The sequence below is a fragment of the Sporofaciens sp. JLR.KK001 genome, assembly GCF_036941055.1.
In the GTDB taxonomy this organism is placed as follows: Bacteria; Bacillota; Clostridia; order Lachnospirales; family Lachnospiraceae; genus Sporofaciens.
In genome coordinates, this window is record NZ_JAYMNO010000001.1 from 3,657,121 (window position 1) to 3,678,869 (window position 21,749).

18 protein-coding genes are annotated in these 21,749 nt (G+C 49.5%); all 18 read right to left on the minus strand.

The window, feature by feature from the left end; all coding sequences use genetic code 11:
* Positions 1 to 100 precede the first annotated feature (100 nt).
* The gene (locus tag VSQ62_RS18685; RefSeq protein ID WP_334636270.1) at positions 101 to 1,132 is read right to left on the minus strand and encodes an aldose epimerase family protein; all 1,032 of its coding nucleotides are present in this window, start codon (positions 1,130 to 1,132) and stop codon (positions 101 to 103) included.
* A 31-nt stretch (positions 1,133 to 1,163) separates the two neighbouring features.
* Positions 1,164 to 2,618 carry an IMP dehydrogenase gene (guaB, locus tag VSQ62_RS18690; protein ID WP_334636271.1) on the minus strand — a complete coding sequence of 485 codons (1,455 nt, stop codon included), beginning with the start codon at positions 2,616 to 2,618 and terminating at the stop codon, positions 1,164 to 1,166.
* Between the two features lie 233 nt (positions 2,619 to 2,851).
* Positions 2,852 to 3,376, minus strand: coding sequence for a DUF6106 family protein (locus tag VSQ62_RS18695; RefSeq protein WP_334636272.1), 525 nt, complete (start codon positions 3,374 to 3,376; stop codon positions 2,852 to 2,854).
* 137 nt (positions 3,377 to 3,513) lie between these two features.
* Positions 3,514 to 5,139, minus strand: coding sequence for a chaperonin GroEL (gene groL / locus VSQ62_RS18700; RefSeq protein WP_334636273.1), 1,626 nt, complete (start codon positions 5,137 to 5,139; stop codon positions 3,514 to 3,516).
* An 87-nt stretch (positions 5,140 to 5,226) separates the two neighbouring features.
* The gene (locus VSQ62_RS18705) at positions 5,227 to 5,511 is read right to left on the minus strand and encodes a co-chaperone GroES (protein WP_172497559.1); all 285 of its coding nucleotides are present in this window, start codon (positions 5,509 to 5,511) and stop codon (positions 5,227 to 5,229) included.
* Positions 5,512 to 5,626: 115 nt separating this feature from the next.
* Positions 5,627 to 5,902, minus strand: a complete 276-nt coding sequence (locus VSQ62_RS18710; RefSeq protein WP_334636274.1) for a hypothetical protein — start codon at positions 5,900 to 5,902, stop codon at positions 5,627 to 5,629.
* A gap of 102 nt (positions 5,903 to 6,004) precedes the next feature.
* On the minus strand, positions 6,005 to 6,787 hold the full coding sequence (gene codY / locus VSQ62_RS18715; protein ID WP_334636276.1) for a GTP-sensing pleiotropic transcriptional regulator CodY: 783 nt from the start codon (positions 6,785 to 6,787) through the stop codon (positions 6,005 to 6,007).
* 78 nt (positions 6,788 to 6,865) lie between these two features.
* On the minus strand, positions 6,866 to 8,944 hold the full coding sequence (topA, locus tag VSQ62_RS18720; protein WP_334636277.1) for a type I DNA topoisomerase: 2,079 nt from the start codon (positions 8,942 to 8,944) through the stop codon (positions 6,866 to 6,868).
* A 21-nt stretch (positions 8,945 to 8,965) separates the two neighbouring features.
* A complete protein-coding gene (gene dprA, locus VSQ62_RS18725; protein WP_334636278.1) occupies positions 8,966 to 10,072 on the minus strand; it encodes a DNA-processing protein DprA in 1,107 nt (368 codons plus the stop codon).
* Between the two features lie 6 nt (positions 10,073 to 10,078).
* Complete coding sequence (locus VSQ62_RS18730) at positions 10,079 to 11,614, minus strand: YifB family Mg chelatase-like AAA ATPase (RefSeq protein WP_334636279.1); 1,536 nt, start codon at positions 11,612 to 11,614, stop codon at positions 10,079 to 10,081.
* 139 nt (positions 11,615 to 11,753) lie between these two features.
* Positions 11,754 to 12,833, minus strand: a complete 1,080-nt coding sequence (locus VSQ62_RS18735) for a lysylphosphatidylglycerol synthase transmembrane domain-containing protein (protein WP_334636280.1) — start codon at positions 12,831 to 12,833, stop codon at positions 11,754 to 11,756.
* Positions 12,823 to 13,533: a polysaccharide deacetylase family protein gene (locus tag VSQ62_RS18740; RefSeq protein ID WP_334636281.1), complete on the minus strand. Its 711-nt coding sequence runs from the start codon at positions 13,531 to 13,533 to the stop codon at positions 12,823 to 12,825. The genes VSQ62_RS18735 and VSQ62_RS18740 overlap by 11 nt, the downstream gene beginning before the upstream one ends.
* Positions 13,534 to 13,560: 27 nt before the next feature.
* Positions 13,561 to 14,799, minus strand: coding sequence for an MGDG synthase family glycosyltransferase (locus tag VSQ62_RS18745; protein WP_334636282.1), 1,239 nt, complete (start codon positions 14,797 to 14,799; stop codon positions 13,561 to 13,563).
* A 395-nt stretch (positions 14,800 to 15,194) separates the two neighbouring features.
* Positions 15,195 to 15,812 (minus strand): RNA polymerase sporulation sigma factor SigK, encoded by a 618-nt coding sequence (sigK, locus tag VSQ62_RS18750; RefSeq protein ID WP_502957769.1) that lies wholly within the window; start codon positions 15,810 to 15,812, stop codon positions 15,195 to 15,197.
* Positions 15,813 to 15,892: 80 nt separating this feature from the next.
* Positions 15,893 to 17,122 (minus strand): peptidase U32 family protein, encoded by a 1,230-nt coding sequence (locus VSQ62_RS18755; protein WP_334636284.1) that lies wholly within the window; start codon positions 17,120 to 17,122, stop codon positions 15,893 to 15,895.
* Positions 17,119 to 17,772 (minus strand): O-methyltransferase, encoded by a 654-nt coding sequence (locus VSQ62_RS18760; protein ID WP_334636286.1) that lies wholly within the window; start codon positions 17,770 to 17,772, stop codon positions 17,119 to 17,121. The genes VSQ62_RS18755 and VSQ62_RS18760 overlap by 4 nt, the downstream gene beginning before the upstream one ends.
* A complete protein-coding gene (locus VSQ62_RS18765) occupies positions 17,759 to 19,069 on the minus strand; it encodes an ABC transporter substrate-binding protein (protein WP_334636287.1) in 1,311 nt (436 codons plus the stop codon). Before VSQ62_RS18765 ends, VSQ62_RS18760 begins: the two co-directional genes overlap by 14 nt.
* 56 nt (positions 19,070 to 19,125) lie before the next feature.
* Complete coding sequence (locus VSQ62_RS18770; RefSeq protein ID WP_334636289.1) at positions 19,126 to 21,714, minus strand: response regulator; 2,589 nt, start codon at positions 21,712 to 21,714, stop codon at positions 19,126 to 19,128.
* Between the last annotated feature and the right edge of the window lie 35 nt (positions 21,715 to 21,749).

Below are 21,749 nucleotides of genomic sequence, written 5' to 3' on the forward strand. Positions count from 1 at the left end.
TGTTTGATGACCTCTTTATCATATCGAGATACCCCCAGCATACCGGAACCCCGGCAGACTGCCCGGATTCCCTGTACACTGAGGGTATTATGCACATATCTTATCTCCGTCCAAACTGATAGACCGTAGTAGTATCATAGACCTCACCGGCCCGCACCACAGGACCGGCAAACCGTTCCTTATGCACCGCATCTGGAAAATACTGAGACTCAAAGCATACGGCCTGACGTTTCTTATAGACGGCTCCTTCCTTACCTGCTTCCTCTACGATAAAGTTGCCCGTATAGAACTGCATGCCGGGAAGATCTGTATATACCTTCATCTCAATCCCTGTCTTCTTCGAATACATGGACGCGGCCTGACGGTATCCGCTCCCGTTCAGTACCCAGTTATGGTCATAGCCCTGGCCGAAGATCAGTGCCTCGTAATCCGACTCAATCTCCTGTCCTACCGTCTTCGCCTTCCGGAAATCCATAGGCGTCCCTTCTACAGGAATCACATTTCCAGTCGGTATAGACTGTGCATCCGCTTCTGTATAGGCATCGGCATTGATCATAACCTCCTGATCTAACGCCAGACCTGACGCATGCCCGGACAGGTTAAAATAACTGTGGTTCGTGAGATTCAAAAGCGTATCTGCTTCCGGCACCGCATGATAATGTATCTTCACCTCATTCTCCTGCGTCAGCGTATAGGTCACGCGGATGTCCGACGCCCCCGGGAACCCCTGATCGCCGTCAGTACTGCGCAGCATAAAAGTTACATGACTGTCATCCGCTTCTTCTGCCGTCCACATCCTCTTCCCATAATAATCCCTGCCGCCGTGCAGGGTATTGGAACCGTCATTCTGTGTAAGCCCATAAGTCCTGCCGTTCAATTCAAAGCTGCCGCCGCCGATACGATTCGCCACTCTCCCCACTGTCTCACCGAAATACAGGGTTCCGGCTTCATAACCGCTCACATCATCATATCCAAGCACCACATCCCTAAGCTTCCCCTCCCGGTCCGGGACCAGTACCTTCACCAGCACAGCGCCGTAGTCTGACACTGCCGCTTCCATACCGTTACTGTTCTTCAGGGTATATAATGCTGCCTTCTCGCCCTTAGACGTCGTTCCGAAATCACTTCTCATCTCTTAAACCTCTCTCATAAATCTGCCGTTCTTATTCGTCAACACTGTAGTTCGGCGCCTCTTTGGTGATATGTATATCATGAGGATGGCTCTCCTTAAGAGAAGCAGCAGAGATCTTCACGAATCTTCCGTTCTCCTTAAGCTCTTCCACCGTATGTGCGCCGCAGTAACCCATACCGGATCTGAGTCCTCCCATCAACTGGAATACGGTATCCTCAACCGTACCCTTATAGGCAACGCGTCCTTCTACGCCTTCCGGAACCAGCTTCTTCGCATCAGTCTGGAAATAGCGGTCCTTGCTTCCGTTCTCCATCGCCGCGATAGAACCCATGCCGCGATATACCTTGTATTTCCTTCCCTGGAACAGTTCGAATGTTCCAGGACTCTCATCACATCCTGCGAAGATACTTCCCATCATGCAGACATTCGCTCCGGCTGCAATTGCCTTGGTCATATCACCGGAATACTTAATCCCGCCGTCTGCAATAATCGGTATTCCATACTTATCTGCCACCTCATAACAATCCATGACTGCGGTGATCTGCGGGACACCGATACCCGCCACGATACGTGTCGTACAGATAGAACCTGGTCCGATCCCTACCTTCACGGCATCTACGCCTGCCTTGATCAGCGCCTCTGCAGCTTCGCCCGTTGCCACATTGCCGGCAATCACCTGGAGTTCGGGGAACTTGGACTTTATCATATCCACGGTTCGGATCACATTGGCAGAATGTCCGTGTGCAGAATCCATCACAACTACATCCACCTTCGCATCCACAAGCTCCTTCGCCCTGTCCAGACAATTGGCAGTGATACCGATCGCCGCACCGCAGAGCAGCCTCCCCTGCGAATCCTTGGCTGACAGCGGATACTTGATCTGCTTCTCAATATCCTTGATAGTAATCAGGCCTTTTAAGTTGAAATCCTTATCTACGATCGGAAGCTTCTCCTTCCTTGCCTTCGCAAGGATCGTCTTCGCCTCCTCCAGAGTAATACCCTCACGGGCAGTGATCAGACCTTCGGAAGTCATCGACTCCTTGATCTTCTTAGAGAAATCTTCTTCGAATTTTAAATCACGGTTCGTAATAATACCTACCAGCTTCCCGTTCTCTGTAACCGGAACGCCTGAAATCCTGAACTTCCCCATCAGATTGTTGGCATCCTCCAGAGTATTCTCCGGCGACAGATAGAATGGATCCGTAATGACGCCATTCTCAGAACGCTTCACCTTATCTACCTCTTCTGCCTGAGCCTCGATAGACATATTCTTATGAATAATACCGATACCCCCCTGACGTGCCATGGCGATCGCCATCCGGTGTTCCGTAACCGTATCCATCCCGGCACTCATCATCGGTATATTCAGTCTGATGCTTCTCGTTAAATTCGTTGACAAATCTACCTGGTTCGGCACCACCTCTGAATAAGCCGGCACCAAAAGAACATCATCAAATGTAATTCCTTCTCCGATTATCTTTCCCATGATCATCATTCCTCTCTTTCTCTGTTTGAATTGGTTCGGCAACCTGCCGACAATATATTTAACTGCTATAATAACCAATTATGATACCACTTGTCAACTATTTTCTTAGGCTTTTCTCATATCTTTAACAGCGGATTGTAACAGTTCAGATACCTTCACTGTTACAGGCATCCGGCCATTAAAAATCGCTTCGCGATGGGCCGTATGCTTTCAGGCTCTACTCTATGACACGGTCAGCGCAGTGAATGCGCAGACCTGTCTGAACTGTCACGGCGGATTACCTTCCTTGGCGCAAGCATATAGAATCCTTCAATAATCGTATCATTCGGCTCGAATATGATCTTCTTCTTCTCCCCCTGTCCCGACACGATCAGCGCATACAGCTTAGCCTGTCCTGTCCTGGAGCTGAAGTCATAAGTCCTCGCGTTCTGATACTGATGAAGTTCTGCGGCATCTGCCGGCGCGAGCAGATCCATATCCGCTACATTCATGGAGAACTGCTTCTTCCTCTTCGCCTTGTTCATGATCTTATCAATATCCAGGTCACCGTTCACGAACAGATATTCATACTCCACCTTAAGCCGCCCAAATATGAACACGTCAAGCGCGATCATAATAACCGGCAGGATAATGATCCCCGGAAACATCATAATAGCCAGAAACGAAACGATCGTCGCCGCCACCAGTACCGCCTTGATCACAATGTCCTTCATATCCGTCTGCTTCTTCACCATCTGTTCTGTATAGTAATCATTCATCTTCTACTCCTCCGTACTCTTTATTAGGCCGGATTATTCATCCCGGTACCCTGTATGATGATTTATATGTATTGTATCATACTTTAGGGGTAAAAGAAAACTCCTCATATGAGGAGTTTTCAAAAAATTAATGATTCTTACATCATACCCATTCCGCCGCCTGCGCCTGCCGGCATTGCAGGAGTCTCTTCCTTGATATTGGCAACAACAGATTCTGTCGTCAGCAATGTAGAAGCAACGCTTGTCGCGTTCTGCAGAGCGCTTCTTGTAACCTTAGCAGGATCAAGGATTCCGCTCTCAACCATATCTACATAATTCTCTGTCAGCACATCGAATCCTGAACCAGGAGCAGACTCTTTCACCTTGTTGATGATAACGGAGCCTTCCAGGCCTGCGTTGGCTGCAATGTGGAACAGCGGGGATTCCAGAGCCTTCAATACTACGTTGGCGCCGGTCTTCTCATCTCCGTTAAGCTCTTCTGCAAGTTTAGCAACTTCCTTCGCAGCATGGATATACGCAGAACCGCCTCCGGCGATGATACCCTCTTCTACTGCCGCTCTTGTAGCTGCAAGAGCATCTTCCATACGAAGCTTCGCTTCCTTCATCTCTGTCTCGGTTGCCGCGCCTACACGAATCACGGCTACGCCGCCTGCCAGCTTCGCAAGCCTCTCCTGAAGCTTCTCTCTATCGAAATCAGAAGTAGTCTCTTCGATCTGCATCTTAATCTGCGCTACACGGTCAGAGATCTCTTTCTTATCTCCCAGACCGTCAACGATCACGGTGTTCTCCTTCTGGATCTTCACAGACTTCGCACGTCCAAGCTGATCCATGGTCGTCTCCTTAAGATCCATTCCAAGTTCGTCTGATACTACCTGGCCGCCTGTCAGGATCGCGATATCCTTAAGCATCTCTTTCCTTCTGTCACCGTATCCAGGCGCTTTAACTGCCGCTACGTTAAATGTGCCGCGCAGCTTGTTCACGATCAATGTGGTGAGCGCCTCGCCCTCTACGTCCTCAGCGATGATCAGCAGTCTTGCACCGGACTGTACGATCTGCTCTAACAGCGGAAGAATGTCCTGGATATTGGAGATTTTCTTGTCTGTGATCAGGATATACGGATCCTCTAAGATTGCTTCCATCTTATCCATATCCGTAGCCATATACGCAGATACATATCCGCGGTCAAACTGCATACCTTCTACCAGGTCAAGCTCTGTCTTCATGGTCTTGGATTCTTCGATCGTGATAACTCCGTCATTAGAAACCTTCTCCATCGCGTCTGCAACCATCTCGCCCACTTCGTCATCACCTGCAGAGATCGCAGCAACTCTTGCAATCTGATCCTTATCTTTCAACTTGCTTGACATCTTCGCGATCGCATCTACAGCCGTATCTGTAGCCTTCTTCATACCCTTGCGCAGGATGATCGGGTTCGCGCCTGCCGCCAGATTCTTCATACCCTCATGCACCATAGCCTGTGCAAGAACTGTCGCTGTCGTTGTTCCGTCACCGGCAACATCATTGGTCTTAGATGCAACTTCCTTGATAAGCTGTGCACCCATGTTCTCAAATGCATCCTCAAGCTCGATCTCTTTCGCGATCGTCACACCGTCATTCGTGATAAGCGGTGCGCCGAAAGATTTGTCCAGGACAACGTTGCGTCCCTTAGGTCCAAGTGTTACCCTGACTGTATCTGCCAGTTGATTTACTCCTGATTCAAGTGCGCTTCTTGCCTCTGCGCCGTATTTGATCTCCTTTGCCATAATTATTATGCCTCCTATAATCTAAATTATTGAATGATCTAACTGTATCTTCTATCTGTAATATTCTAAATCATGATGGTCAGACGTCTACTCGCAGATTGCAAGAATGTCATCCTGCTTTACGATGATATATTCTTCATCATCGATCTCTACGGTTGTTCCAGAATATTTGGAATAGATCACCTGCTGTCCGACTGCTACATTCATCTTCACTTCCTTGCCGTCTACGGTTCCGCCCGGCCCAACAGCGATAACCTCTGCCTGCTGCGGCTTTTCCTTGGACTGTCCGGGAATCACGATCCCTGACTTCGTGGTTTCCTCTGCAACCAACTGCTTTAATACAACTCTGTCTCCTAATGGTACTAACTTCATAAATTTATGCCTCCTTTAATAATTACAATTTTGTTAGCACTCATAAAAAGAGAGTGCTAAAAGACTCTAGATATAAAATAGCACTCTCTTCCGACTTTGTCAACACACTTTATATTTAGTTTACAAGATTTTTATAAAATCCATTCTTGATCTTAAACTTAAGTACCTTCCCAGACTTATTCCAATACCTCTCCACAACGGCGCCCATACACGCCATCTCACCTTCCGGTGTGTCGATCCTGCACTCATAGTTCCCGTCCAGTGAAAATTCCGTAATATCCGTATCCTCCGCTATCAAGTATATGCTTTCTTCTTCCGGCTTATACGTGATAATACTGCAGCGATGGACTTTCTCATCAAACCTGCCTTCTTTGAGTACCATACGGTTCATTCTGATATCCGCCCGGCATCCCTCATACATGCTGTCACATTCCCTTCTGCTCTCCAATCACAGATAAGGGTATCAGTTCCCCGATACCCTTATTGTTACAGATCATTTCATACGCTCTGCCTTGATATGCTCCAATTCAGTGAATACATAATCATTCACAACCTTAATATAGGTTCCCTTCATACCGGAAGAACGCGACTCAATAACGCCCGCACTCTCAAACTTCCTGAGGGCGTTGACAATGACCGACCTGGTGATCCCTACTCTGTCGGCAATCTTGCTGGCAACAAGGATCCCTTCCGTCCCGTCTAATTCTTCAAAAATATGGATGATCGCCTCTAGCTCTGAATAGGACAGGGTACTGATCGCCGACTGCACGATATGCTCCTTCCTGGTCTCCTCCGCGTTCTCCTCATTCACGGACCGGAGCATCTCTAAGCCCACAACCGTCGTCCCATATTCGCTCAGTATGATATCATCAATCTCATACATCTGTTCCTTCTTGTAGATAAATAATGTGCCGAGACGCTCGCCTGCGATATCAATCGGCGTAATGATCGCCTGATATCCCGCAACAGCCTCCTCTGAGAAGCCTAATGTCTGCAGATTCACATTCTCCTTCGTGGACAGGATACTTAACAGCCGTTCATTCAGCATACCGTCAATATGCCGGCCAACCTCCTGTTCGATCAGCTCCCGGATATAAGGTACCGCATCACACTTGCTTCCGCCCAGCACCTTCCCCTTCTTACTGACAACAAGCACATTGGAATCCAAGATCTCAGTAAGTACCTCGCAGATATCAGTAAATACTACCTTACTTGAATTGTTATTGTGCAGTAATTTATTGATTTTTCTGGTTTTATCTAATAATTGTACACTCATTGGCAATCCTCCGTCCTTTGGAAGTAATATTATCATACAATTTCTTTTTTTTCAATTAATTTCGTAAATATTTTATTCCTATTTCTCTTTTTTCTCCATATTCTCTACATAACCACATTTCTCATCGCCGCAGAGAAGCTTACTGCCCTTCTCCACCATATAGCTGCCGCACCGCGGACACTTCTTCGTTGAAGGCTTCTGCCAGGACATAAATTCACATTCCGGATTATCCTCGCATCCGTAATACTTTCTTCCTTTCTTCGTCTTGCGTATCACCACGTCCTTGCCGCACACCGGACAGGCGACCCCGATCTTCTCGAGATACGGCTTCGTGTTCCTGCACTCAGGGAATCCCGGACAGGCAAGGAAACGCCCGTGGGGCCCGTATTTGATGACCATATTCCGTCCGCACTGGTCGCAGATCACATCTGTGACCTCATCCTCGATCTTCACCTGCTCCTGCTCTTCTTCCGCCTTCTCTACCGCTGCCTCAAGATCCGGATAAAAGTTCTCTATGATCGTCTTCCAGTGGACCTTCCCTTCGGCGACGCCGTCCAGCAGGCTCTCCATATTGGCCGTAAAATTCACATCCACAATGCTGGGGAAGGACTGAAGCATAATGTGATTAACCACCTCTCCGATCTCTGTCAGATACAGGTTCTTATTCTCCTTCGCCACGTAACGCCTGGCAATGATGGTGGAGATGGTAGGCGCGTAGGTACTTGGACGCCCGATCCCCAATTCCTCCAATGTCTTGACCAGGGCTGCTTCCGTATAATGTGCCGGCGGCTGTGTAAAATGCTGCTTGGTATCGAAGTCTGCCTTCGTAAGCCTGGAACTCTTATCAAGCCCCTTCATCAGCACATTGTTCTCTTCCTTCTCTTCTCCTGCCTCGGTGTATACGGTCCGGAAACCATCGAACACGATCTTGGATGCCGCTACCGTGAACCGATACTTTCCTGCCGCGATTCTGACGGAGGTCGTCTCGTACCTGGCAGGCTGCATCCTGCTGGCGACAAAACGCTTCCACACCAACTGATACAGGCGGAACTGGTCTCTGCTTAAGGAATCCTTCACTGCTGCCGGGCTACGGCTCACATCCGTGGGACGGATCGCTTCATGGGCATCCTGGATATTCTTATTGTTATCCTTGCCCTTACCCTCGCTTACCGCCACATATTCCTCTCCGTAACTGGCTGCGATATATCCCCGCACATTCGCGTCTGCTTCCTCGGAAACTCTGGTGGAATCGGTACGCAGATAGGTTATAAGCCCCACGGTCCCATTTCCCTTGATATCAATTCCTTCATAGAGCTGCTGTGCGATCCGCATCGTCTTCGCGGTAGCGAAATTCAGCGCCTTGGACGCCTCCTGCTGCAGTGTACTGGTTGTAAAAGGCACCGGGGCCTTCTTCGTCCTCTCGCTCTTCTTGATCTCCTCCACCGTATATTCTGCCGACTCCACTTCTTTCAGGATCTCATCCAACTCCTCTTTGGAATGGATCGTCATCTTCTTATCTGTGCCGTAGAATTTGGCGGTCAGAAGCTTCCTCTCGCCATCTACCTTAAGCTTCGCATCCAGCGACCAGTATTCCTCCGGTATGAACGTATTGATCTCTTCTTCCCTGTCCGCAATGATCCGAAGCGCCACCGACTGTACCCGGCCCGCGCTTAAGCCCCTCTTTACCTTCGCCCACAGAAGCGGGCTGATCCTGTATCCCACAACTCTGTCTAAGATCCTGCGCGCCTGCTGGGCGTCTACAAGATCCATATCGATCTCTCTTGCGTTCTTCAGGGATGCCTTTACCGCATTCTTCGTAATTTCGTTGAAACTGATGCGGTAAGTCTTCTTCCCCTCTAACTTAAGCGCCTGGCTTAAATGCCACGATATCGCCTCTCCCTCGCGGTCCGGGTCAGTTGCAAGATAGACTTTATCCGCTTTCTTCACTTCCTTGCGGAGTCCGGCAAGGATATCTCCCTTCCCACGGATCGTGATGTACTTCGGCTCATAATCATGCTCCACATCGACCCCAAGCTGACTCTTAGGCAAGTCTCTTACATGTCCGTTGGATGCGGTAACCACATAATTACTTCCTAAAAATTTCTTAATTGTCTTCACCTTAGCTGGTGACTCCACGATTACAAGATAGCGTGCCATAACCTTGCTTCCTCCATATAACTAGCATTTGTCCTCATATCGGACTCTGATATAGTAATTCTTCGATATTTCCCGTATATATCCTTTCAATTCCAGCGAGATCAGTCCGTCTAACAATTCACGGGCGCCAAGGCCCGTCTCTGCCGTCAACTGATCCAACCCCTTCGGGAACAAATCGAGACAACTATACACCACATTTTCGTGATTTTCAAGCGTTTTTTTAATTTTGTCAGATTTTTGTTCTGCTTTATGCTCTGCGCTCATGTCTCCGATCCCCAGATCCGCAAGCAATTCTTCCGGCGAAATCAGGATTCCCGCACCCTGCCGGATCAACTGATGACACCCTATGCTTAACTGGCTGGTCACAGGACCCGGCAGCGCATATACGTCCCTTCCCTGTTCCAGCGCCAGATCCGCCGTAATAAGCGAACCGCTCCTCTGTCTTGCCTCGATCACTAACAACACATCCGATAAACCGCTGATAATCCTGTTCCTTGCAGGAAAATACATGGGAAGCGGCGGGCATCCGGGCGGCTTCTCAGAGATCACCCCACCGGACGCCTGAATATCCATATACAGGCCGATATGTTCCCTTGGATAGCAGATATCCACGCCGCACCCCAGTATTCCGTAAGTCCTCCCTCTTCCGTTTAACGCGCCTCTCTGTCCTGCCCCGTCGATCCCTTTTGCCATGCCGCTTATGATCTGTACACCTTTCGATGCCAGATATTCCCCATACTCAAGCGCCATCTGCTCCCCGTAGGACGTGCATTTCCTTGCGCCCACGATTGCAACGGACGCGCTCTCCTGTCTGGGAAGACTGCCTTTCACATACAGCGCGTAGGGCGGATCTGCCGTCTGCAAGAGCCGTTCTGGATATTCTCCGTCATAATACGGAACAAACCGGATATTCTGATCTGCCAGCAGCTCCCATTCCTTCTCGACATCTTTGGTCTTTTTGGCCCGAAGAATCGCCTCAACTTCCCTTTCTTCGATATAATCCAGAAACCTGAGCTGTATTTCTTCTATATAATATACGGCTTTGGCGTCTCCGTATTCTTCTCTGAGCAATCTTTTTTTCCGGTCTGTCAATATGGGAATTGCCGCAAGCCAGTATTCATATCTCACTTCCTGTCACCTCCAGTACTTCTTGTCTATCGTCCGATATCCGATCGCTTCTTTCAAATGCTGCTCCCGGATTCTCTCACTCCCGTCCAGATCGGCGATCGTCCTTGCCACCTTCAATATCTTATGATAGGTCCTCGCCGTGAGTCCGAGAGCTCCAAATGCCTGACGCATCAATGATTCTTCATCCTTTCCCAGATGACAGAATTCCTTCAGTTCATTTACCCCCAGCACGGAATTCGTAAGAATCCTCCTGCCCTCATACCTCTTCTGCTGTACCTTCCGCGCCGCGCATACCCTGCCCCGGATCTTCGCAGAGCTCTCCTGCCCTCCCCCGTCTGTAAGCGCCTCATATTGGAGTCTTGGCGCTTCCACACAGATATCGATCCGATCCAGGAACGGCTGGCTGATCCTGCTTAGATATTGCTGGATCTTCACCGGCGTGCAGGTACACCTGTTATAATCCGGATAATTACCGCACGGACAGGGATTCATAGCGCAGATCAGAATGAAATCCGCCGGAAATACGAAGTTCCCCAGGGCTCTTGTGATCCTGATCTGCCGTTCCTCAAGCGGCTGTCTTAACACCTCCAGCACCGGCTTCTGGAACTCTGTCAGTTCATCCAGAAATAATACTCCTCCGTGCGCCAGGCTGATCTCCCCCGGCACCGGGATCATCCCTCCCCCGGCAAGCGCCGTCTTCGTCACCGTATGATGGACGCTGCGAAACGGTCTGCCCGTTATCAGCGGGCGCTCCTTGTCTACCATACCAAGGATGCTGTAGATCTTCGTGATCTCAATGCTCTCTTCCAGTGCCGGCGGCGGAAGTATCGTCGGTACCCGCCTTGCCATCATGGACTTCCCGCTTCCGGGCGGCCCTATAAGAAGCAGATTATGGCCTCCTGCCACCGCAACCTCCATGGCGCGCTTCACTGCCTCCTGTCCCTTGATATCGCTGTAATCCAGGGCTTCCTTCTCCTGTACATCCTGCATTCCTTCCTGCATTCCTCCCGTTATGGCTTCCAGTTCTTCTTCCTGATTCAGATACCGGCAAATCTCCTTAAGATGCGCCGCGCCTATGATCTCCATTCCCCTGATCAATGCGCCCTCCCGTACATTCTGCCTGGGGATGATACATCTTCTGCACCCTTCTTCCTTGGCCTGCATCACGATCGGAAGGATTCCCGGCACCTCTTTGATGCTTCCGTCAAGGCTCAATTCCCCGATCACCAGCGTCTCCTTAAGCTGCTCCCCCGGAAATACCCCCATGGAAGACAGGATTGCCAGCGCGATCGGAAGATCGAAGGATGATCCCTTCTTCCTGACGGTTGCCGGAGCCAGATTAACGACCATCTTCTTCGCCGGGATCTGGAAACCGGAATTATGGATCGCGGTTCTTACGCGTTCGGAAGCCTCCCTGACCTCCGAGGAGAGATAGCCTACCATATGGAACACGGGCAGGCCGTTGCTTACATCTGCCTCCACATGGATCATATCCACATGCAGCCCTTGAATGGCCGCAGATAAAATTGTACTGAATGACATCATTTACTCCTTGAAATATTGGCTCTGATTGCTGATACTTGGCCGATCCGGCCTGATAACGATAGAAAATCTACCGTCTGGAAAACGCGGAATGGATTCTCCCGGATATAGGAGAATCGATCCATCCGCTGTGTATATTTTATCTTAATAGATAGGAAGAAGAATTGCAAGAATTACTGTTAGACATATTTCGACAAGTTGTGCCTTTGTATTTCCATAAGACGGCTGTCATCACTGCACTGACCCCAAGCAGGCAATAGAAACTGATCCCTCTGTTCACCAGAGTCGCCACTGCCATGGGATGCTTCGTAAATACGCCGGAGAACAGTCTGACGAACGCGTATTCGCTGATTCCTGCCGCTCCCGGGAATGGCAGCAGCGCCGTTGTCATGAAGAGTACGGTCTGAAGCAGGAAGATCTGCGGATATCCGGTCCCGCGCTCGCCCATGGCAAGAGATACCATGAAGGGAACACTGAACCAACTGACTACCTGACACAGACTGACCAAAATGACCTTGCACATGGCTTTGGGGTCTCTTCGGATCAGTTCTGCACATTCTTGAAAATCACAGAACGCCCCGTCCATTTTCTTCTTCCATCTCTTCTTATCCTTTACCGGAACCCGGTCGATTACTCTATAGAGCCACTTAAGAAGCCTGTCTTTCAGCTTGCGGGAGAACATGACCGACAAAAGACCTGCAATAAACAGAATGTTCAGAAGGAATCCTAGTCCTGCAAGTACCATAAGTTCTCCGCTTGGACGGATCCAGCCCATAAGAACTGCCCTGACAGCCATGATCTCCATGAAGAATACCGCAATCTGGAAGCTCGTCAGCTCCGCAATGAGCGCCAGTGTTCCGTGCGCGATCTCGATTCCGTCCTTTTTCATCGCATATAACTGCGCCGGCTGACCTCCTGTGGAAGACGGGGTAATGGAGCTGAAGAAGAAGCCTATATATGCATATTTCATTCCCTGCCAGAATGTAACCGGATACCCAAAGGAACGGAGCAGGATCCGTAAATTGATCCCTTCTGACAGATGGAATACCTCTGCCATCAGAATTCCCGCAATGAGATACGGCAATGAAGTTTCGGCCAGAGCATCCGCGACCGTCCCGATATCTGTCCCGCGAAGCAGTAGGAATAATACAGCCGCTGCAAACACAAGAAAGCCCGCGCCGCACCTGACCATTTTCTGCATGGAAATATTAGCATTCATAGGCGTCCATCCTTTCAAAGGAATATCCCTGCTCCAGAAGGAGCGGAATCGATTCTTTCAGCGCTTCTATGGTTCTTTCCGGCGCCCCGGCCGCCCCTCTTCCGTCGTGAAGACACACAACCGCTCCCGGGAACACCCGCCTCAACAGCTTCTCCTTGATAGACTTGGCCGTCTCCCTGGCCGACCAGTCGTTTGCCATCACATCCCACAGGATCAGCTTAAGCTTCTGATTCCTGATATAGAACAGGGTCCACAGATTCAGATGCCCCCATGGCGGCCGATAGTATCGGATATTCAGACCCATTTTCTCCAATGTCTCAACAGATTCCCTCAGATCCTCACAGATGAAACGTCTTCCGCGGAACAGTGCATTCTTATGCTGTACGGAGTGGATTCCCACAAGATGCCCTTCTTCTTCCATCCATTCGATCAGATCCGGATTCTTCCCGGCAAATTCTGCAACTACGAAGAAGCTAGCCTTGATCTGATACTGCTTCAACAGGCATAATAGCTCTCCGGTATACGCCCTGCTTGGCCCGTCGTCGAATGTGAGATACAGCCTGCGGTCCGCACTGCCGCCTCTTGCTCTCTGCCTGCTCTTCTGTTTCCATAGGTATTTGAGACCGGCTGACGGCAGCAGACTGTAGCATAGCGCTGAAGCACCGAGTAATATGATACCCACTGTAATATATGTTCCCATTCCGATTCCCTCCTCTGTCATCTCAGACTATACAGCAGCTTTGGAAATACCTGTTTCGCACCAGCCGGAACAGACCGGCAACTGCGGCAATTCCTTGCCAAAGAGACTCCGTTCGGAAGATACGAACTCGAATGCAGACAGATATTCAAACCCGCGCTCTATGATTGCCCAGACTGCCTGGGACAGTTCACAATCTATCATCTCGCATTTGGCCTTATGCATACACGCCTTCATCTCTTCTAACTGCCCCGGGTCATTAAGAAGCGCCCGCAGTCCTCCGATAAAATCTTCCTTACTATCCCATACCACCCTGGCGAATCCTTTCTTCTCGGCGTATCTCGCATTCACGGTCTCCTGCTCCAGGAACGGACGAATGATGAACATAGGGACCTTACTGTGTAATAGCTCAAAGAGCGTGATCCCTCCGGCTTTCGTTATGACAAGATCTGCATTCCGCATATATTTCCCGATATTTTCAACATATCCTTTCATTTCCACATCATCAAACCGGCCTTCCCACATCTCATATAGTCTCTGGTTCTTTCCGGTGATCACCGTCGTGTGGACTCCCGTCATCTCATGAAGCGTGTACAGAAGCTTCTCAAGCCCCGGCATAATACCTAAACCGCCTCCCATGATCAACACATGCTTCTCATATCCATGGTCGATGTCTCTTTCATACAGGTCTGCCCTGTATGCATGGTTATCACTGTCCGCGTCCTTCAAAAACTGCTGCCGTACCGGCACTCCTGTTACCATCACATTCTCCGGCGCCGCTCCAAGGCTTACCAGATTATCCTTAACCTCCTTCGTCGGCGCCAGATAGAGATCGGTCTGCTTCGCATACCATTCCTTGTGCATGCTGATATCGGTGATACAGGTGACAAGCGGTATCCGGCTGTCCGATTTCGCCTTATAGGTTGCCGCCGCTTTCATACAGAATGGATGTGTACACACGATCACATCCGGCATATATTCTTCCATCATTTTCTGGAATTTGCGATAGATCAGCGGTCCTCCCGGCCTGGTCCCGGAATTCATCCTCCCTGATATCTTGTATATCAGATTGTAGATTCCGTGGCAGCGCTCTGCCACAAGCCCGAACACCTTATAGATCAATTTGCTGATATGAGGATAAAAATATTCCGGCAGATCCTTCTGTACGATCTCAATACTCTTATCCTGCCGCTCAAGCTCTTCCCTGACTGCATTAGCTGCCATCTTATGTCCAAATCCAAATCTTCCGCTTAATATCAATACCTTCATACGGATCCCCCTTCACTTTCATAGCTGTAAAACTCTCTGGCTGTCCTTGTGAGTATTATTCTACTCTGAAAATCTAAAGAACCCCACTATGTATTTCTAAACATATTCTGAAGATATCCGAACCCCTTTCTTCTATTTCTAAAGATTCTCTTAAGAAAGCAAAGATTGTTTTAATAAGGAAACCAAAAAAAGAGACCCGGCAAACAGCTCGCCTGATCCCTGTTATCCTATTCAACTAGTACATCATTGCATTAATCTTGAAGTAATAGTGCTTGATATTCGTGTCAGCTGTGCGTCTACGAACCGACGGTGTAGCGGGCTACATCTAGGTTCGAAGGCGTGCAGATGGCATGGATAGCAAGTGCTTATTACTCGATAATTAATGCAATGATGTACTAGAAATACCCCCGCAATTTCTCGATCGCACTCTTTTCTATCCGTGAAACGTAAGATCGGGAGATGCCCAATTGCTTTGCAATCTCCCGCTGGGTATATTCTTCTTCATTATACAGACCGTACCGCATCTTCAGCACCAGCCGCTCACGCGGCGACAGTTCTGATTCCACCTTATGGTACAACATCTGGATATCGTCGTTTAACTCTACTTTCCTGTGTGCGTCATCCTCTTCCGTCTCGATAATATCAAAGAGCTGGATCTCATTACCCTCCCGATCGGTTCCGATAGGCTCATACAGGGATATCTCTTTCGATGATTTCTTCTTTGCCCGCATATACATCAGGATCTCGTTCTCGATACAGCGCGCGGCATAAGTCCCAAGCCTGACACATTTGTCCGGGTTAAAGGTCACAACCGCCTTGATAAGCCCTATCGTACCTATGGACAGCAGATCTTCCGTATCTTCCGGGGAGGACTGGTATTTCTTCACGATATGCGCGACAAGTCGCAGATTCCGCTCTATCAGGATATGCTTTGCTTCAAGGTCACCCTCCGTATATTTTTGCATATAATATCTTTCTTCCGCGGCTGTGAGGGGTTGGGGAAATGATTTCAAGAGAAGCACCTCTGGGCATATTTGATATAGTCTATGTGAAATCCACGTTATTTGTGCTTTTCCATCTAAAAGTATTTGAACTACTCTTCCGCCCTTCTCAGAATATCATACCTGTCCGCCTTACCTCCCAGGTCCACATACAGCACCTGCTTCGGATGAGGGGCGCTTTCCTGCTCATTCCCCTCCTCATCCATAATCCTCTGGACTGTTACTATGATATTCCTGCCATCCGGCTTCATGATCTCGATCTTCTCACCCACGGAGAACTTATTCCTCTGCTCGATCCTGTACATCCCATCCTTCTCATCTCCGATGATCCCAAGATAGGTGTACTCCTTCACATAGGTGTTATTGTCGTAGATCTGGCTTGTCTCATCCGGCTTGCCGAAATAAAACCCCGTCGTAAACTGACGGTACGTGCAGTTCGAGATCTGGTCCAGATACCAGGGCATATTCGCCCGATACTTCGCTTCATCCTCCAGGTAATCGTCGATCGCCTTGCGGTAGGTCCTCGCCACCGTCGCCACATAGAGCGCCGTCTTCATACGCCCCTCGATCTTAAAGCTGTCGATCCCCGCGCCGATCATCTCCGGGATATGCTCGATCATACACAGATCCTTGGAATTGAAGATAAATGTCCCGCGTTCGTTCTCATAGACCGGCATATATTCCCCCGGTCTCGTCTCCTCCACGATCGAATATTTCCACCGGCACGGATGGGTACACGCGCCCTGATTGGCGTCCCGTCCGGTAAAATAATTGCTCAAAAGGCATCTGCCCGAGTAAGAGATACACATTGCCCCATGGATGAAGCTCTCGATCTCCATCTCGTCAGGAATCTGCCGCCGGATCTCCCTGATCTCATCAAGAGACAATTCCCTGGCGGATACCACCCTCTTCGCTCCCAGCCTCCGCCAGAAACGATAGGTTCCGTAATTGGTATTATTGGCCTGGGTACTGATGTGCCTGTCAATTGAGGGACAGATCTCCCCTGCCAGATCGAAGATCGCCGGATCCGCAATGATCAGCGCATCCGGTCCCATCTCCTTTAATTCATGAAGATATTCACTTACGCCTTCAAGATCATCATTATGGGCAAGGATATTCACCGTCACATGGACTCTTGCGCCGTGCTCATGGGCGAACTCAATTCCGGCCCGCATATCTTCCTTCGAAAAATTCTTCGCCTTCGCCCGCAGTCCAAAGGCTTCCCCTCCGATATAGACCGCATCAGCGCCGAATATAACCGCCGTCTTTAATACCTCCAGGCTGCTCGCCGGAATCAACAGCTCAGGTCGTCTCTTATTCATACCATTCTCTCCTTCTTCACACTAATTGCCACTCCGTCCCCCAAAGGAATGATAGAGGTCGTTAGCTGCCCGTGATGTTTCAATTCATACAGATACTCCCGCATACGGCTGTGGATCGTGCGGTTGCGCCGTTCCACGGCGAATCTGGACTCGATCACATCTCCGTCCTGCAGCACGTTATCTGACACAAGCACTCCGCCGTCCGCAAGCAGCCGGACTGTCTCCGGCAGATAATGGATATACTGCCCCTTGGCAGCATCCATAAAAATAAAATCATACGGCCCTTCAAGAGTCCGCATGACTTCCAATGCATCTCCTTCTATCAGCGTGATCTGATCTTCCTTTCCCGCACGCCGGAAGTTCTCCCTCGCAACCGGGATCCTCTTCTCATACTTCTCAATCGTGGTGATCTGTCCGCCCTTCGGCATGTACTCGCTCAGCAGAAGCGCAGAAAAACCAACCGCCGTCCCTATCTCAAGAATCCGGGACGGCTGTTTCATCATCACAAGCACCTTCAGAAAGCTCTGGGTCTCCTTACGGATGATAGGTACATACCCCGCAAGCGCTTCCTGCTCGATCTGCTCAAGAAGCGGGCTCTCAGGGCTTTCCAAAGAATGTATATATGTTGTCATCCTGTTATTGACTATCATTCGATTCCTCCTGGAGTCTGTCAAACTCAGCCATGCATTCGTCCACAGACGCACCCTCCATCAGCTTGCGCACGATCAGGCATGTATTCCCCCACTGCTCAACCCTCATCCCGGCATTGCTTGCAAGAACATATTTCCCTTCATCAACCAAGTCGTTCAAAGGCTTCAGCGCCGGAATACACTCCACCTCGACATTCTCAGAAGGGGAGATCACCTTGTTAGTCTCGGCATATACCCGAAGCGCCTCATCCGAAAGCATTACCTCCAGGACATCCAACGTCTCCTGCCGGCGCTCTGAATTTTCCAAAACCGAGATTCCTGTCATCGATACCACCGGCATCTGCCCCCGGTCGCTTGGGAATCCGATCACCTCCATATTAAAATCGGGCTTCCCGTAAGCCGTCTCGGCATTCGCGGCTCCCCAGTACGCCATCACGATCGGCATCTTCTGAGCAAGAAAATCAGCCCCTTCTCCTTCGATCGCTTCATATGTCAAGGCCGTCTCGGCATCAATATATCCCAGATCGATCAACTCCTTCAGATACTCGAACCCCTTGCGCATATAATCACTGTACTTGCGCTCTCCATTGTTGAGAGCCTCGATCTCTGCCGCAGGATCGTCTCCATTATACAGATCAGCGTATGCCTGTGCAAAAACGAACGTTTCAAGCCACCAACGGTTCGCCCCTATCGGCGTCTCAATCCCATTCTTCTTGAATACCCGGCAGCACTCCAGGAATTCTTCCGGCGTATTCGGCATCTCAAGATCATATTGATCGAACATATCTTTATTCACAAAGAGTCCGTAGACCACCACTTCCTGAGGTATACCCATAAGCTTTCCGTCCACTGTATTCGCCAATTTGACGACCTCCCTTAGATTCTTGGCGCATTCAAGATCAGACAAGTCGGCAAGTCTCCCTTCTTCCCCTGTTTTCTGAAGAACGTCCGGGTTAAGCAAATAAAAATCATCCATATCATGCCGTATCCTGTCGATCGATACATCATCATAAGTCTTCTCCTGATAATCGGCGGAAGTATAGGTTCTGTATTCCACCGTAAGATTCAGCTGTTCCTCCGCCATAATAACGGTCTTATCAAAAGCCGTTCTCGCCGCATTCTTGGCATCCGGCTTCGATCTCTCCATCGGCACAAACAGCAGAATCGTCGTCTTCTCTTCCTCTTCATTGTCGATCAGGTTCGTCCCCGGTAAATCCCTCTGCGCACAGGAAACTACGGCAAAAACCATAATCGTAGCTATAAATGCAACGGCTGATTCTTTGACTCTCCTTCTCATATATTATTCCCTTTCCCGTTATATCTATAAAATTGACGCTTTTTGCAATCCCCGATTCAAGCATCATCCCTGGCAAGATAGAGACTTAACGTCCTCTTCAATACCAGCATATCTATCGGCTTCGCGATATGTGCGTCCATCCCTGCATCCATGGCGTCCTTTACATCCTCTGCAAAAGCATTCGCCGTCATCGCGATGATCGGTATCAGCTTCGCGTCATCGCGTTCCAGCGCCCTGATCGCCCTGGCTGCTTCATATCCGTTCATTACCGGCATCTGGACGTCCATCAGGATCGCGTCATAGCTTCCCGGTTCTGTCTCATTAAACCGTTCAACTGCCAGCTTGCCGTTTTCTACGATCTCACAGACCGCTTCTTCTATATCCAGCAGCTCCGATAAGATCTCCGCATTGATCTCATTATCCTCTGCCACAAGGAACCGTCTTCCTTCAAGACCTCCTTCCTCGCACAGCTTCTCGTACTCTCCCTTGTCACTCTGTTCCGCAAGGAGCTCCATAAGCTTTTCCTTGAAGGCTGATACGAAAAACGGTTTGGCGAGGAAACCGCTGATTCCGGCTTCAAGTGCTTCTTCTCTTATCTCTTCCCAGTCAAAGGCTGACAGAAGCAGGATCGGCGTATGCTCCGGCAGTACCTTCCGCATCCGTCTTGCCGTCTCGATTCCTTTCATCCCCGATATATTCCAGTCTACCAAGATCACCTGATATTCTTCTCCCTGATCAGAAGCCTGCTCAAGCATACCAAGCGCAGCCTCTCCGTTTTGGGCGATCTCTACCTGTACGCCGGTCTTCTCCATCAACATCTGAATGCCTGTGCAGACATCCTCCTCGGCATCCACTACGAGGATCCTCGCGACGCCGTTCTGCTCCCAGAACTGCTCATCCGCCTCTACATCCGGTATCCGAAGCTCCAGATCTACCGTGAACAGGCTTCCCTGATCCATCTCGCTTACAACCGCAATGGTACCTCCCATAAGCTCGACGATATTCTTCGTGATCGCCATGCCAAGACCGGTGCCCTGGACCTTATTCGTCGTACTGTTCTCCGCCCTGGTAAACGCGTCAAAGATCGTCTCCAGATATTCCGCGGTCATACCGTACCCGTTATCCTCAACCTCGATCCTGATATGCTCATACTGATTGGAATGCTGATTCATCCCGATAAAACGAAGCCAGATACTTCCGCCCTCCTGTGTGTACTTTACAGCATTCGACAGAAGATTGATCAGAATTTGGTTGATCCTGGTCTCATCTCCTATCAGACGCTCATGCTTGATCCCCGTCACCGAGATACTGAACTTCTGTCCCTTTGCCTTGGCGGCCGGACGTATGATCGCGTCCACGGAAGAAATCATGTCATTCAGCGCAAACTCTCCGATCGTGAGCACGACCTTACCGCTCTCTATCTTAGATATATCCAGTACGTCATTGATCAGGCTGAGCAAATGCTGCCCTGACGCCGTGATCTTCTTCGTATATTCCTTTACCTTATCCGGATCCTGTGCATCCTTCGCAAGCAATGTTGCAAATCCTAAGATCGCATTCATCGGGGTTCGGATATCATGCGACATATTCGACAGAAACATGGTCTTGGAATTATTCGCAATCTGCGCAGTCTGCAGCGCTTCCGTAAGCTGCTTGTTATGGACTTCCCTCTCTGCCTCTCTCTCCGCCCTGATCTTCCTCTGCTGCTTCTCATACAAGAAATATCCTACGCAGCATCCCAGGAACGCGCACAGCATAACGGCCACCACGATAAACATGTTCTGGTTGACCGCGTCGCCTTCCCTCTGTATCGCCTCGATCGGCACATATCCGATCAGATAGAGCGTCCCCTGGTTCACCCCCCACATATAGATCAGCGAATCCTTGTTCTGTATCTCATGGTAGAACATTACGTTCTGTCCGGTCCGCACGCTCTCGTTGATGTGATTCTGGACGTCCTCTTCAAGGATCTTGTTAGCGTGGTAGAAATCCTCCAGATTCAGATGCCCTGCGTCACGTTCACCGATCCCCTTAGGCTTAAGCACCAGCCGCTCACTGTATGCATCCATAATGTACAGCTTCGCGCTCTTATTGTAAAATTTGTCCGGCAGCGCTTCATCCAGTGAATCATAGATATATTCTATATAAAGCGTCGCGATCTCTTCACCGTCTTCTGTGATCGGGCACTTCATCGTGTAGGCCCAGGTTCCCATGCTGTTCACATACGACTTGGATATCGGCAGGCCGTCGACCGTCTTCCCCGCGGAAAAATCAAGCCCTTCTTCTGAAAACTCTTCTCCCCTGCTAGTTATCCCTTCCGTCTCTCCCGACCGTATCAGCGATATCTTCACCATCGTATCATTGTCTTCGCATGAAAGAAGAAATTCATCCAAATCTCCTGAATTCACGATCTCCTTCGCAAGAAGCTTCTGAAATTCCGCTTCTTTATGCAGGATCGTCTCTATGGTGTTCTTGATCAGCTTCAGACTCTCGCTCAGATTATCAATCGCCGAGGCAGACATCTCCCTGGATATCCTGGACGTAACAGAAAATACCACCGTCCCCAGGACAGCAAAAACCATAATAAAAATAATAAGCAAGATAATACTTTTGCGCGCTCTTTTTCTTCTCTTTATCTCTCTCATACTGCAAGTTCACCTTAGGAATCGCCAATCATTCC